Consider the following 14607-nt stretch of genomic DNA (forward strand, 5'->3'; position numbering starts at 1 on the left):
AACGCTGGCCACCGCAGCATGCGGCATGGCCGGCGGGCGCTTTATGCTGCGCTGCTGTGCGTGGCGACCGCCGCGTCGGCCGCTGCGCCGCGGCCGTGGCTGGATGCTTCGGCCAGCTTCGAGCAGCGGGCCGCATCGCTGGTCGCCCAGATGACGCTGGAGGAGAAAGCCGCACAGATGCAGAATGCCGCGCCGGCGATCGAGCGCCTCGGTGTGCCGGCCTACGACTGGTGGAACGAGGGGCTGCATGGCGTGGCGCGGGCAGGGCAGGCCACTGTCTTTCCACAGGCCATCGGCCTGGCGGCAACGTTCGACGTGCCGCTGATGGGCGAGGTGGCGACGACCATCAGCGACGAGGCCCGTGCCAAGCATCACCAGTTTCTCCGCGAGGGCTCACACGGGCGTTACCAGGGGCTCACGTTCTGGTCCCCGAACGTCAACATCTTCCGTGACCCGCGCTGGGGCCGTGGCCAGGAAACCTACGGCGAGGATCCCTACCTGACTGCCCGCATGGGCGTCGCCTTCGTACGTGGCCTGCAGGGCGATGACCCGGTGTACCGCAAGCTCGATGCCACGGCCAAGCATCTGGCCGTGCACAGCGGGCCGGAGGCCGACCGTCACCACTTCGACGCGCGGCCCAGCCGGCGCGACCTGTACGACACCTACCTGCCGGCGTTCGAGGCGCTGGTGAAGGAGGGCGATGTCGATGCGGTGATGGGCGCATACAACCGGGTGTACGGTGAGTCAGCCAGTGCCAGCCGGTTCCTGCTGCGCGACGTGCTGCGGCGTGACTGGGGCTTCAAGGGCTACGTCGTCTCGGACTGCTGGGCGATCGTCGATATCTGGAAACATCACCGGATCGTTGCCACCCGTGAAGCCGCCGCAGCGCTGGCGGTCAGGAATGGCACCGAGCTGGAGTGCGGACAGGAGTACGCCACGCTGCCCGCAGCCGTGCGCCAGGGCCTGATCACCGAAGCGGAGATCGACGACGCGGTGACACGCCTGTTCGCCGCACGGATGCGCCTGGGCATGTTCGATCCACCGGAGCGGGTGCGTTGGGCGCGGATTCCCGCCTCGGTCAACCAGGCGCCCGCGCACGACACCCTGGCGCTGAGGGCCGCCCAGGAATCGCTGGTCCTGCTGAAGAACGAGGGGGTACTGCCGTTGTCGCGTGACCTCAAGCGCATTGCCGTGGTCGGTCCCACGGCTGACGACACCATGGCGCTGCTCGGCAACTACTTCGGCACACCGGCCGCGCCGGTCACGATACTGCAGGGTATCCGCGATGCGGCGAAGGGTATCGACGTGCGCTACGCCCGTGGCGTGGACCTGGTCGAGGGGCGTGATGATCCCAGCGCGACGCCGCTGATCGAGCCGACCTTCCTGCGGCCGTCGGCGGCGTCGACCGAGCGTGGCCTGCGTGGCGAGTACTTCCGCACGGCCGACCTGTCGGGCACGCCGGCACTGGTCCGCACCGACGCGCAGATCGGCTTCCGCTGGGACCGCGGCTCGCCAACCGACAATCTGCTTGCCCGTGGCGAGGCGGCGCCGGGGCAGGGCATTCCGAGCGATGGTTTCAGCATCCGCTGGACCGGACAGCTGCTGCCGCCGGTATCCGGGCGCTATCGGCTGGAGGTGGCCGGCGACGACGGCTTCCGCCTGTATCTGGACGGCAAGCGCGTGCTGGACCACTGGGTGAACACGGATCGTCTGCACGCCGAAGGTATCGACGTCGATCTGCATGCGGGCCGCGCCTATGAGCTGAAACTGGAGTACTACGACGACGAGCGCGATGCGGGCGTGCGGCTGGGCTGGCGCATGCCGGGCGCCAAGGCACCCTTCGACGAAGCCCTTGATGCGGCCCGCGACGCCGATGTCGTGGTGTTTGTCGGCGGCCTGACCGGCGACGTCGAGGGCGAGGAGATGACCGTCAACTATCCGGGCTTCGCGGGCGGGGACCGGACCGATCTGCGGCTGCCGGCACCCCAGCGCACCCTGCTGGAGGCACTGCATGCCACCGGCAAGCCGGTGGTGATGGTGCTGACCGGCGGATCGGCAATGGCCGTTGACTGGGCCCAGGACCATCTGCCGGCGATCCTGATGAGCTGGTACCCGGGGCAGCGCGGCGGCACTGCGGTGGGCCAGGCGCTGTTCGGCGACGTCAACCCCGCGGGTCGCCTGCCGGTGACCTTCTACAAGGCCGGTGAAGCGCTGCCGGCGTTCGACGACTACAGCATGGAGGGCCGTACCTACCGATACTTCCGCGGCACCCCCCTGTATCCGTTTGGCCACGGGCTCTCGTACACCCGCTTCGATTACGCAGCACTGCGCATTGATGCGGACAGGATCAATGCCGATGGCCGGCTGGGTGTGCACGTGGACGTGACCAACAGCGGCACACGCAGCGGTGACGAGGTCGTGCAGCTCTATGTGCGCCGCCAGCAGGCCGGCAGCGACGAGGCCGTGCAGGAACTGCGTGGCTTCCAGCGTGTCCATCTCGCCGCCGGCGAACTGCGCACCGTGACGTTCTCGCTTGAGGCACCGCGGGACCTGCGCCGTTATGACGAAGCGGGCGGTGCCTATGCGGTGCCACCCGGGGCCTACGAGGTGCGGGTCGGCGCCTCGAGTGCCGATATCCGCGCGCGGGCTGGGTTCTCGGTGGAGGCCGTGCATGGCAAGCACTGAACACACCCTCACGGTGCGCGAGAAGCTGGGCTACAGCCTGGGCGATCTCGCGGCGAACCTGATCTTCCAGACCCTGATCACCTATCTGGCGTTCTTCTACACCGATGTCTACCGGCTGCCGCCGGCAACGGCGGCTACGATCATCTTCGTGGTCGGCATGCTCGGTGCGTTCGTTTTCACCCCGCTGATCGGCATCGCCGCAGACCGCACCTCGACGCGGTGGGGGCGGTTCCGTCCGTGGATCCTGTGGACGGCGATCCCGTTCGGCGTGCTGTCGCTGCTGGCGTTCAGCACGCCAGAACTGGGCGAGCGCGGCAAGGTCATCTATGCGCTGGGCACCTACGCTCTGCTGGTCTTCGTCTATGCAGCGAACAATCTGCCGTACTCCGCACTGAGTGGTGTGCTGACCGGCAGCATGGCACAGCGCAACAGCCTGTCGGCCTACCGTTTCGTGGCCGTGATGATCGCGCAGTTCATCATCCAGGTCCTGCTGATGCCGCTGGTGCTGATCCTGGGTGACGGTGACCGCGTGCGTGGCTTCGAACAGGTGATGACCGTGTTCGCCATCGTCGGGACGGTGTTCTCCCTGATCACCTTCGCCACCACGCGCGAGCGCATCGTCCCCACCCGCGAGCAGACCGGAGGCGTGCTGCAGGATCTGTCTGACCTGCTGCACAACCGGCCGTGGCAGGTGATGCTGGCCCTGACCGTCCTGGTGTTCATCAACCTGGCGCTGAAGGGCGGCACGTACATCTACTACTTCCAGTACTACATGAGCGACGCTGCGCTGGTCGACTTTCTGGAAAACTCAGGATTCAACGGCCTGATCGGCGCGCTGAACGCAGGTCTGGGTAGTGCCGGATTCGCCGGCTTCAGCTGGCCCAAGGACGCGGCAACCTCGGCCTTCAGCCTGTTCAATGCCTGCGGAATCATCTGCATGATCCTGGGCATCGGCGTATCGCGACGGCTGGCAGACCGCTTCGGCAAGCGTGACGTCTTCGGTGGCGCACTGTTCATCTCCACCCTGTTCCTGCTGGCCTTCTACCTGTTTCCGCCGACGGCGGTCGGCGTGGCCTTTGCTGCCTTCATGCTGCATGGATTCTGCTACGGCATCACCATCCCGCTGCTGTGGGCGATGATCGCCGACGTTGCCGACTACTCGGAATGGAAGAACCATCGCCGGGCCACCGCGATCATCTTCTCGGCGATGCTGTGCGGCCTGAAGATCGGCCTCAGCGTGGGAGGCGCCCTGGTCGCCGGCATTCTTGCCCACTACGGCTACCAGGCGGGCATGGCGACACAGCCCGAGGGCGTGGTCGAGGGCATCCGCCTGACCGTAAGCGTCTACTGCTCCCTTCCTTTCCTGCTCGCCGTGGCGCTGCTGTTCGCGTACGAAATCGACAAGCGCGCGGAAGCCCGCATCGAACAGGACCTCCAACTGCGTCGCCGCACGGCCGACGCGTCCGCGTAACCCAACGATGACGACCATGATCGACCTCTCTCCAGGCGACGACGGCCGGGCCGACGACGCCCGCCTCGCGCAGCTCACCCGACACGCCATCTCGCAGCCGCTGGTGACCCATATCTACACCGCCGATCCGTCGGCCCATGTCTTCGAGGGACGGCTCTACATCTATCCCTCGCACGACATCGACGGCGGCCAGCCGTTCGACGACGAGGGTGGGCACTTCGGCATGCAGGACTACCACGTACTGCGGATGGACATGCCCGACGGCGACGCCATCGATTGCGGCCAGGCGCTGCACCTTGACGACGTGCCGTGGGCGCACAAGCAGATGTGGGCGCCCGACGCCGCCTGCCGCGACGGGCGCTACTACTTCTATTTCCCGGCCAAGGATGCGCAGGGCCTCTTCCGCATCGGCGTGGCGGTCGGCGAACGGCCGGAGGGACCATTCATTCCCCGGCCCGAACCGATGCAGGGCGCGTACTCGATCGACCCGGCCGTATTCGAGGACGAGGACGGCAGCCACTATCTGTACTTCGGTGGGATCTGGGGCGGACAGCTGCAGCACTATCGTGACAATCGGTACGACACCGCGCACGAGGAGCCGACAGGCAGTGCGCCGGCGCTGGGGCCGAGGGTGGGCCGGCTCGATGCCGGCATGACCGAACTGGCCGAGCCCACGCGCGAGGTGCAGATCCTGGACGAGCACGGCCAGCCGCTGCGCGCGGACGATCATGCGCGCCGCTTCTTTGAAGGGCCGTGGGTGCACAAGTATCAGGGCCGGTACTACCTGTCCTATTCCACGGGCAACACGCATCTGCTGTGTTATGCGATCGGCGACAGCCCCTATGGCCCGTTCACCTATGCCGGCGTGCTGCTGACGCCCGTGGTGGGCTGGACCACGCACCACTCCATCTGCAGCTTCAAGGGACAGTGGTATCTGTTCTACCACGATGCGCTGATGTCCGGCGGCGTGACGCATCTGCGCTCGGCCAAGTGCACGCCGCTGCACATGGAGGCCGATGGCCGCATCCGGACCATCGACCCCTATGGTGCATGAGCGCAGGCTGCCGGTGGACGACGCGCTCGCCCCGCTGCCGGCCGGTGAGCTGCACTGGCTTCAGGCAGGCGATCTCGAAGTGGCGCTGGCGGCCGGGGCAGGGGGGCGACTGGCACAGATGCGTTACCGGGGCGTGGACTGGCTGGTGGACGCAGAGGAGGGCGGAGCGGCGACGATCGCCTGGGGCTGCTATCCGATGGTGCCGTGGGCTGGGCGCATTCGTCGTGGACACTTCAGCTTCGACGGTGCACCCCATGAATTGCCGGTCAACTTCGGCGGGCACGCCATTCACGGGGTCGGCTTCTCCAGGCCCTGGCAGATCGACAGCCTCGACGCGACGAGTGCCACGCTGACGCTTGATCTGCCGCGTGACAGGTACTGGCCCTTCGGTGGCGTTGCCCGACAGGTCATACGCCTGCAGGCACACTGCCTGCAGCTGCACCTCTCGGTGCAGGCTGCGCAGCAGGCCATGCCGGCAGTACTGGGCTGGCACCCGTGGTTCCGCAAGCCGGACCGGCTGCTGTTCAACCCTGGCGCGATGTACCCGCGTGACGAGGAGGGTATTGCCGTTCTGCCGTGCGTGCCGCCCACGCCAGGTCCATGGGATGACTGTTTCATCACCGACCGTGATCGTGACATCGCGCTGGTGCGCGGCGGGCAGCGCCTGCGGCTGCGATCGGACGGCGACCACTGGGTTGTCTACGACGGTGCCCCGCACGCCACCTGCGTCGAACCGCAGAGCGGGCCACCTGATGGCTTCACGCTCGCGCCGCGCCGGCTGCAGCCCGGTCAGCAGCTGGCGCAGACGTTCGAGCTGGTCTGGGAGCATGACGCCCCCTGAACTGCCGCGCGGTTCAGCGCAGGGCGGGAACTGCGACGGAACGGGCCATCACAGGCTCCAATCGATGCGCAGGCCTGCAATCAGCGCATCCGGCAGGTCACGCTGGCGCGCAGGTTCGTTGAACTGGTCGGGATGGACGATGTAGTGCAGGTTCGGCGCAATCCGCAGCTGTGGGGTGAGCTGGATGCCGTAGCTCAGCTCCATCATCACCTGGCTCCCATGCGGGGTGCCGCTGCCACCGGCTGCGGCACGCGCCAGGCGCAGGTTCTCCAGGGCGATGCCGCTGTACTTCTGCTGGGTCACGACGAAGGCGATGCTGTCCTGTGGACGGCGGGCGAAGGTGCCTTTCTGCACCAGGCCGGCCTGCAGAAAGTGATCCTCGATCAACTGGCCTGAGGTGCCCTTGAGCGCGGCGCCGAAGACCGTCAGGCCGCGACCGCTGCCATCACCGGTCAGCTGCTGCTCGAAACGGGCAAATGCACCGGAGCGGCCGTGGCGGTTCGCGTAGTCCTGGCCACTGAGCACGGCGGGCATTCCATTGATGTCGCGCAACGGATCACGATAGGTCGAGTTGTCCTGCCAGCCACCCAGTTCATACCGGGCCCGCAACCGCGCCGAAGCCGGGCTGCGCCAGCCGATCGTGTACGGCACGATCCAGCCGGTGGCCTGGTGCGTGCTCCATTTCAGGCCATGCTGGCCGTCTTCGGCCTGACTCGGATCGACCTGGTAGGCGCCGACGCGCAGATAGACATCCGGCGTCAACCAGGTGGTGGCATCGGCCATCCAGCTCGACACCGGCCACCAGGTGAAGTTGCTGGTGCGGAACACGTAGGTCGGGTTGCCGCAGGCCGAATTGCCCTGGAAGTACTGGCACAGTTCGGAGCCGAGGAAGTGGATGTTGGCGACGCTGCGTCCGGCTTCGAGCACCAGGCGGTCGTCGAGCAGTTTCTGTTCGAGGGTCAGATTGGCCAGACGCGTCCCCTGGCCACCGTAGATTTCCTGCACCGAGGTGCTGTTGCCGGTGCTGCTGGCAGCCAGATTGGTGCCATGGCGGTTGATACCGTAGGCCTTGATCGTTGCCCCCTGCCACCCGAACGCGGCCTCCAGGTTCACATCAGCGCCGAACATCAACTGGCCGGCGTAGGCGGTGCCGCTGTTCTTGCCGCCGTCGAGCGTGGCCGCGGCTTCGCCGGTGTAGGAAAGCTTGGGTGAAACGACCTCGCCCCGGTCGGCGGCCGCGGCCAGCGAGGGCAGCGTCAGCAGGAGTGCGGCCAGCAGCAGGCGGCGGGAGGAGCGGGGCATGGGCGGAAGTCCTGTAGATGGGCAACGACGCGGCCCCGGAAAGCCGGGACAGCCGAGTGATCGAGGCAGGGAGAACGGTCAGGCCGCGGCGGTGACCGGCTTCTTGAGGAGACGCAGCGCGAGCGCCGTCACGGTGACGCCGGCCAGCAGCGCCAGCAGGTAGACGCCCAGATGGGTGACCGCGTTCGGGATCGGCAGCACGAACACGCCGCCATGGGGGACCTTCAGTTCGACGCCCGCGGCCATCGAGATCGCGCCGGCCACGGCCGAGCCAAGGATCAGCGCCGGAATGGTGCGCAGCGGATCGCGCGCGGCGTAGGGGATCGCACCTTCAGTGACGAAACTGAGACCGAGCACGCCGGCGGCTCCGGCAGTGCCGCGTTCCTCGGCCGTGAAGCGGTTGCTGAACAACCACGTCGCCAATGCGATGCCCAATGGCGGCGTCATGCCGCCGATCATCGTCGCTGCCATCGGCGTGTAGACCTGGCTGGAGATCAATGCAGTGGAGAATGCATAGGAAGCCTTGTTGACCGGGCCGCCCATGTCCACCGCCATCATTCCGCCCAGCAGCAGACCGAGCAGGATCGCGCTGCTGCCCTGCATGCCCCGCAGCCATTCGGTCAGCCAGGCCAGCAGCCCTGCGACCGGCGTGCCGATCACGTACATCATCAACAGGCCCACCAGCAGGGTGCCCAGCACTGGCAGGATCAATACCGGCTTGAGGCCCTCCAGGCTGCGCGGCAGGCGCAGCGCTCGGTTGATCCAGTGCACGCCATAGCCGGCAATGAAGCCGGCCAGGATGCCGCCGATGAAGCCCGCGTCCATGTTGACCGCGACCAGCCCGCCGATCATGCCGGGCGCGATGCCGGGGCGGTCGGCGATGGAATAGGCGATGTAGCCGGCAAGTGCCGGCACCATCAAAGTGAAGCCGGCCTTGGCGCCGATCTGGAACAGGGACCAGGCCAGCGTGCCCTTGTGTGCATGGTCGAAGGCATAGATGCCGCCGAGGGCGAATGCCAACGCGATCAGCAGGCCACCTGCGGTCACGAACGGCAGCATGAACGATACGCCGGTCATCAGGTGCTTGTAGGGGCCGGTGCCCTTGCTCTTCTCGGGTGCGCGGCCCGGGGCAGACGCGCCGGCGTGGACATTGGCCTCGGCCAGCGCCTTGCGGAGCAGGTTCTGGCCATCGTTGATCGCGGGCTTGGTGCCACTCTTGAACAGGCGCTTGCCGGTGAAGCGTGACAGATCCACTTCACGGTCTGCGGCGATCAGCACCAGGTCGGCGGCAGCGATTTCCTCGTCGCTCAACGCATCCTGCGCACCGACCGAGCCCTGCGTTTCGACCCGGATTGCGTGGCCAAGCGCCTTGCCGGCCTGCTGCAGGCCTTCGGCCGCCATGAACGTGTGGGCGATGCCGGTCGGGCAGGAGGTGACAGCGACGATGCGCTTGCGAGGGTCCGCCGCATCGGCCTTGGGCACAGCAGTTTCCAGTGATGCCAATGCAGCGAGTGGATCGTCCAGCACTTCGCCGAGGCCGGCGCGCACCACCGTCGCAGTGTCGAAGCGGGTCAGATCGGCCTCGCCGTCGCCCACCAGCAGGAGCGTCGTCGCGGTGGCGTGTGCGGCATCAAGTGCGCCGGTCACGCCCTGTTCGCTGCGGATCTCGATCACCAGTTCGAGGCCACGCTGGCGGGCGGCGCGGCGCAGCGCTTCGGCAGCGAGAACGGCCTCGATGCTGCGCGCGCCAGCGGCGATGATGACGGGGAAAGGGTGCATGGGAACTCCTGGAATTCTTCGGGTTCTGTTCTGCGTGAGGCGCTGGGGCGGGCCGTGGGGCCTGCAGCGCCGCCTGCAGGGTTTCAATCCAATCGTTCGATCAGTACATCGTCCGTCCACCCGCGGACCTGCGCCGGATCCAGCCGTCGCGCGTCGCCGCTGTGCAGGCGACTCATCGAAAAGGCCGTTGCCAGGCGCGCGCAGCTGGCCAGGTCGAAGGCCGGCTCAAGCAGTGCGGCGGCGATACCGGCCACCATGGCGTCGCCCGCACCGACCGTGCTGCCCTGCGACAGACGCGGGGGACGCGCGATCAGGGCGCCGTTGCGATCCATGAACAGCGCGCCGTCGACGCCCATCGAAATCACCACCAGCGCAACCCCGCGTTCAAGCAGGCGCAGGCCGGCAGCGCGCAGGGCGCTCCGATCCGGCAGCGGCGTTCCGGCCCACGACTCCAGTTCGTGGCGGTTGGGCTTGACCGCATAGGGCACTGACGCGTGTGCGCTGCTCAGGGCGGCGGCGAGCGCATCGCCGCTGGTGTCGAGCAGTACCCGCGCGCCCGCGCCGCCCGCCTGCGCCTGCAGTCGCGTCCATGAATCGGCCGGCAGGCCGGAGGGCAGGCTGCCGGACAACACCACCGGCAGCTGTGGCTGGAGCACGGCGGCGAGTCGTCGGCACACCGCATCCAGATCGGCGCCGTTCAAGGGCAGGCCGGGCAGGTTGATATCAGTGGTCTCGCCGTGGGTCTCATCCACAAGCTTGATGTTGGTGCGGGTCCGGCCCGGCACGCGCAGGCAGCCGTCGGTGATGCCGCGCGCCGAGAACAGCGCACTGAACACGCCCGGGTTGTCCTCGCCGATCACACCCAGTGCGGCTGTCGGCACGCCCCAGTCGGCCAGGCAGGCGGCAACATTGATGCCCTTGCCCCCCGCGTCGTCACGGCTGCTGAAGGCACGATGCACATGCCCCGGCCGCAGGCCCGCCAGGCGCACGGTCTGGTCGATCGCCGGGTTCAGGGTGACGGTGACGGCGCGGGGGTTCATGCGCGCGCTCCCTCAAGGGCACGCACCTGTTCGGTGGTTTCGCAGTCCAGTGCCTTGCCGGCCAGCGCCTGCAGATCGGCCAACCGGGTACCGCGCAGGCGGGCCTTCACTGCTGGAATATCGTTCGGGGTCATCGACAGCTCGTCCACGCCGAGACCGGCCAGCAGCATGGCGCCGAACGGGTCGCCCGCCAGGCCACCGCAGACGCCGACCCAGCGCCCATGCGTGCGTGCGCCGTCGACCGTGGCGCGGATCGCGCGCAGCACGGCGGGATGCAGGCTGTCGGCCTCGACGGCCAGTTCCGGATTCTGGCGATCGATCGCCAGCACGTACTGGGTCAGGTCATTGGTGCCGATCGAGAAGAAATCGGCATGGCGCGCCAGCACATCGCTCTGGGCTGCGGCTGCGGGCACTTCGATCATGATGCCGATCGGCACTTCGGGCGCCTCCAGCCCGATGCGCAACCGTTCGCAGATGGCACGCAGCGCGATCAGTTCCGGTACGGACGTGATCATCGGGAACATGATCGACAGGCGCGCACCGTCCTTCGCCGCGCGATACAGCGCCCGCAGCTGCGGCTCCAGAAGATCGGGACGGCGCAGCAGCAGGCGCGCGCCGCGCACGCCGAGGAACGGGTTGTCCTCATGCGGCAGCTTCAGGTGCGCAACCTGCTTGTCGCCGCCGATGTCGAGCGCGCGCACGATCAGCGGGCGGCCATCCAGGGCGCTGGCCATCGCCCGATAGGTGGCGTACTGCTCATCCTCGCTGGGCGTGCTGCCGCGCTCGAGGAACAGGAACTCGGTCCGCATCAGGCCGACGCCTTCGGCGCCCTGTTCCAGTGCCAACGGCACCTGTTCGGGCAGGTTGACGTTGGCACCGATGTCGATGCGGTGGCCGTCGGTCGTCTGCGCGGGCCGCGCGCGTTGCGCGGCCTCGCGTTCGCGGATGTGCTGCTGCTCGGCGATCCAGGCGCGGGCCGAAGCGAGATCGGCATCGGACGGAGACAGATAGAGCCGCCCGCTGCTGCCGTCGATGATGGCCTCCACACCCGCTTCAATCGTCAGCAGATCCGCGCCACCGGCAACCAGCGCCGGCAACCCGAGCGTGCGCGAGAGGATCGCGGTATGTGAGGTGGGCCCGCCCTGTGCGGTGGCCAGACCGAGCACGCGACGGGTGTCGAGGTTGGCGGTATCAGACGGTGACAGGTCGGCCACGAGCAGGATGCAGGGGTAGGCGGGCAGGTCGGCGAGACCACCGCCGGCCGCAGACGGATCAAGCTGTGCCAGCACACGCCGACCCACGTCACGCAGGTCGGCTGCGCGCCCGGCGAGCACCGGATTGCCCAGCGCCGCCAGTACGGAGGCAATCTGTTCGATGGCCTGGTGCCATGACCACGCGACGCCATGGCCTTCCACCATCAGCTGACAGGTGCGGGTGATCAGGTCTGTGTCGTCGAGCAGCGCGGCCTGGGCCCCGAAGATCGCCGCATCGGATGCGCCGAGCCGGCGCTGGGTGTCGTCCTGCAGCGCCGCCAGCTGCTGGCGGGTGCGGCCGAGCGCGTCCTGCAGGCGTGCACCGCCTTCCCCGAGCGGGGCGGGGTGGTCGGCGACGTTGGTCTGCCTGCTGGCGAGCACATGGATCCGGCCGATCGCCAACCCGGGGCTGGCACCAATGCCGACGATCGCTGCGTGTGCCTCCGGTGGATTCCAGCCCGCGACCGGCGCCGCCTTGCGCTGTGCTGCGCGTTCGGCATCGGCCTTTTCCTGAGCCACCAACCCCTCCATGACCCTGCGCAGTGCGGCCAGCAGTGCGGGCGCATCCGCGCCTTCGGCAGACACACTCACCGGGTCGCCATGACGCAGACCCAGCTGCAGCAGCGCGACCAGGCTCTTGGCATCGGCCGCCTGGTCGCCTGCGCGCACCTGGGCACGGGCGCTGAAACTGCGGGCCGTCTCGGCCCAGCGCGTGGCAGGGCGCGCATGCAGGCCATTGGGGTAGGCGATGGTCCAGCCGAAATCCTCGGCCAGATCCTGCGCTGGAACATCGTTGGCCAAGGTGGTGACGTCGCCGGCCAGCGCCGTCACGATCTCGCTCGCTTCGGCGGTCGTGAACAGACGCTGCAGCGTGGCGTCATCCTGGATGAGCCGGGTGAGCCGGCGCAGCAGGGTGATGTGGGTATCGGACTGGGCGGCGATGCCGACCACCAGCCGCGTCACCTGGCCCGGATTCCATTCGACACCGTCCGGCAACTGCAGCACGGCAATGCCATCGCGGCGCACCAGATGGCGGTCCTCGCCGAGCCCATGCGGGATCGCCACACCGTGGCCGAGGAAGGTGTTCGCCAGCTGCTCACGGCGGCCCATGCTGGTTTCGTAGCCCGGCGCAACGCAGCCGGCGGCCACCAGCATCTGTGCGGCCTGGGCGATGGCATGTGCCTTGTCACGGACCCGTGCGCCGAGGCGGATCAGTTCGTGGCTGACGGGAGCAGGGGCGGGGAGGGAAGACAAGGCGGGCTCCGGGAAGGGTGTGCTGGCGTATTGGGAACGTTCCCAGTCCGCATTTCAATGTGCACTGCACAAAAATCCAATAGTACTTTGGCGTTAGCATTGTCCTGAACGGCCGTCGCGCTGCGGCCAGCACAGTTGACCGGGAACGTTTCCAATCCAATGAGCATCAGCATCAACGACGTGGCGCGCGTGGCGGGCGTCTCCAAATCCACGGTGTCGCGCGTGCTGGGTGGCGGCCCGGTCAGTGGAGAGGTGCGCAGCCGGGTCGAGGCCGCCATCCGCCAGACCGGCTATCGCCCGAACCTGCAGGCCAGGCGCCTGCGCTCCCGGCATACCGGCATCATCGGGCTGGTCGTGGCGGATATCCGCAACCCCTTCTTTACCGCGCTGATCCGCGCGGTGGAGGAGGTCGCCTATCGCGAGGGCCTGCGCGTCACCCTGTGCAACACCGACGAGGACCCCGAGCGCGAGGCACTGTACCTGCAGTTGATGCACGAGGAGCGCATCAGCGGGCTGATCTTCGCGCCGACCCGGACCACGGTGGGGCGGCTGGAACGGCTCGCGCTGGACTATCCGACGGTACTGGTCGACCGCGCCGCGCCGGGCGGGGCGATCGACAGCGTGGTGCTGGACAATCCGGCGGCCATGGCCGGCCTGGTCGAGCATCTGGTTGAACGCGGCTATCGGCGCATCGGCGGCCTGTTCGGCAGTACCAGCACCACTGCGGCCGAACGTCGTGATGGCTATCTTGCGGCCATGCGCAGGCATGGGCTGGAACCGGACTACCGGGAAGTCGAACCCACGGCCGAGGCCGCCATCAGCACCGCCGGACAGTGGCTGGCTGGGCCTTTGAGGCCCGAGGCGCTGGTTACCAGCAACAGCCTGCTGCTGATGGGAGCACTGAAAGCGGCACGCAGCGCAGGACTAGCGATTCCAGGCGCGCTGGCGCTGGCGGGGTTCGACAACGAGCGCTGGACCGAGCTGGTTGAACCGGGCATCACCGTCGTCGAGCAACCGGTGGAAGAGATGGGGCGGGCCGCGATGTCGCTGCTGCTGGAGCGCCTGCGTGCCCCGGACATGCCGGTGCGCCGGCTGGTGATGACCGGTCGCTGCGTGGTCCGGGGATCAACCACCTCGCGATAATTTCCAGACGCCTGGGGCCTGCGGAACTGCCTTGCAGTCCGCCCCAATTATCGTGACGCGTCACGCACAATGTGTAATGGGATGCCTTGCTGACGGACACGGAGGACGAAATGGACATTCGATCAGGCCTGGTTGTGGCGCTTTTGCTGCTGGCAACGGCGTCGCACGCGCAGGCTATTCGCTCCGCGACGGGTCCGCAGCCGCTGCCCAGGCATACGCCGTCGCCGCCAAAGCCGAACAATCTCGGCGCTGAACCACTCAGATGCCAGCAGCACATCGATCTGCGCGTGCGCCGCTACTGCACGGACATCGAGCGGGCGTTGATCCAAGGTGAGGCGCGTCGCCAAGGCATACCAACACCGTCGAGCGAGATTGTGCGCATGCCGGCTTACGGCAGCGCGGAGGCAAAGCGGTTGGGCGCTGCCTGCATGGGCGGGACCGCAATGCGGCGATTGAGCAACGGCTGGGAGCAGCTGCGCAACGCCAAGGGCGAGTGGCTGCGCTGTCGTGAGTAGCAGATGCTGAGTCTGCACGGACACATGCCAAGTCCTCAGGGAGCAGTTGACGACCCTCACAGGCGTGACCAGACGGCCGTGTAGAAGCCGGGACGTGGTAAGAGGCGTGCCGAGACACTCTTGCTGGAGCGGAGTGAACATAATATACATTATGCGAAATGTCATGTCTGGGCTGATCCGGTTCGTGGGCTCGGCTTGGCAATGGCTCCGGCTCTGGCTTGGCTCTTGCCTGCCTGCTGGCTCCCCCGACAAGGATGAGCTTGCAGCATG

Annotated in this window: 10 protein-coding genes; 6 read left to right on the forward strand and 4 right to left on the reverse strand. The window is 67.6% G+C overall.

Features of this window, described 5'->3' with window-relative positions; all coding sequences use genetic code 11:
• Positions 1-18: 18 nt before the first annotated feature.
• From IMX13_RS14200 to IMX13_RS14215, 4 genes are read left to right on the forward strand one after another with little or no spacing between them, the layout of a single operon-like run.
• Positions 19-2685 carry a glycoside hydrolase family 3 protein gene (locus tag IMX13_RS14200; RefSeq protein ID WP_193396591.1) on the forward strand — a complete coding sequence of 889 codons (2667 nt, stop codon included), beginning with the start codon at positions 19-21 and terminating at the stop codon, positions 2683-2685.
• On the forward strand, positions 2672-4156 hold the full coding sequence (locus IMX13_RS14205) for an MFS transporter (protein WP_193396581.1): 1485 nt from the start codon (positions 2672-2674) through the stop codon (positions 4154-4156). The genes IMX13_RS14200 and IMX13_RS14205 overlap by 14 nt, the downstream gene beginning before the upstream one ends.
• 16 nt (positions 4157-4172) lie before the next feature.
• Positions 4173-5210 carry a glycoside hydrolase family 43 protein gene (locus tag IMX13_RS14210; RefSeq protein ID WP_193396582.1) on the forward strand — a complete coding sequence of 346 codons (1038 nt, stop codon included), beginning with the start codon at positions 4173-4175 and terminating at the stop codon, positions 5208-5210.
• The gene (locus IMX13_RS14215; protein ID WP_193396583.1) at positions 5200-6051 is read left to right on the forward strand and encodes an aldose epimerase; all 852 of its coding nucleotides are present in this window, start codon (positions 5200-5202) and stop codon (positions 6049-6051) included. The genes IMX13_RS14210 and IMX13_RS14215 overlap by 11 nt, the downstream gene beginning before the upstream one ends.
• Positions 6052-6099: 48 nt before the next feature.
• Here the strand turns inward: IMX13_RS14215 and IMX13_RS14220 are convergent, their stop codons facing one another.
• The 4 genes from IMX13_RS14220 to ptsP all read right to left on the reverse strand — a co-directional run bounded on the left by IMX13_RS14220 (position 6100) and on the right by ptsP (position 12679).
• Entirely contained in the window at positions 6100-7353 is a 1254-nt protein-coding gene (locus IMX13_RS14220) for a carbohydrate porin (RefSeq protein ID WP_193396584.1), read from the reverse strand.
• Between the two features lie 78 nt (positions 7354-7431).
• Positions 7432-9132 (reverse strand): fructose-specific PTS transporter subunit EIIC, encoded by a 1701-nt coding sequence (locus IMX13_RS14225; RefSeq protein WP_193396585.1) that lies wholly within the window; start codon positions 9130-9132, stop codon positions 7432-7434.
• Positions 9133-9215: 83 nt separating this feature from the next.
• Positions 9216-10172 (reverse strand): 1-phosphofructokinase family hexose kinase, encoded by a 957-nt coding sequence (locus IMX13_RS14230; RefSeq protein ID WP_193396586.1) that lies wholly within the window; start codon positions 10170-10172, stop codon positions 9216-9218.
• Complete coding sequence (gene ptsP, locus IMX13_RS14235) at positions 10169-12679, reverse strand: phosphoenolpyruvate--protein phosphotransferase (RefSeq protein ID WP_193396587.1); 2511 nt, start codon at positions 12677-12679, stop codon at positions 10169-10171. Before ptsP ends, IMX13_RS14230 begins: the two co-directional genes overlap by 4 nt.
• 159 nt (positions 12680-12838) lie before the next feature.
• Here ptsP and IMX13_RS14240 point away from each other — a divergent pair, with 159 nt between their 5' ends.
• Both IMX13_RS14240 and IMX13_RS18920 read left to right on the forward strand, forming a co-directional pair.
• Positions 12839-13822, forward strand: a complete 984-nt coding sequence (locus tag IMX13_RS14240; RefSeq protein ID WP_193396588.1) for a LacI family DNA-binding transcriptional regulator — start codon at positions 12839-12841, stop codon at positions 13820-13822.
• A 110-nt stretch (positions 13823-13932) separates the two neighbouring features.
• On the forward strand, positions 13933-14337 hold the full coding sequence (locus IMX13_RS18920; protein ID WP_227255447.1) for a hypothetical protein: 405 nt from the start codon (positions 13933-13935) through the stop codon (positions 14335-14337).
• Positions 14338-14607 lie beyond the last annotated feature (270 nt).

Origin of the sequence: Stenotrophomonas sp. B2, from assembly GCF_014947095.1 — a bacterium.
Classification (GTDB): Bacteria; Pseudomonadota; Gammaproteobacteria; order Xanthomonadales; family Xanthomonadaceae; genus Stenotrophomonas; species Stenotrophomonas maltophilia_P.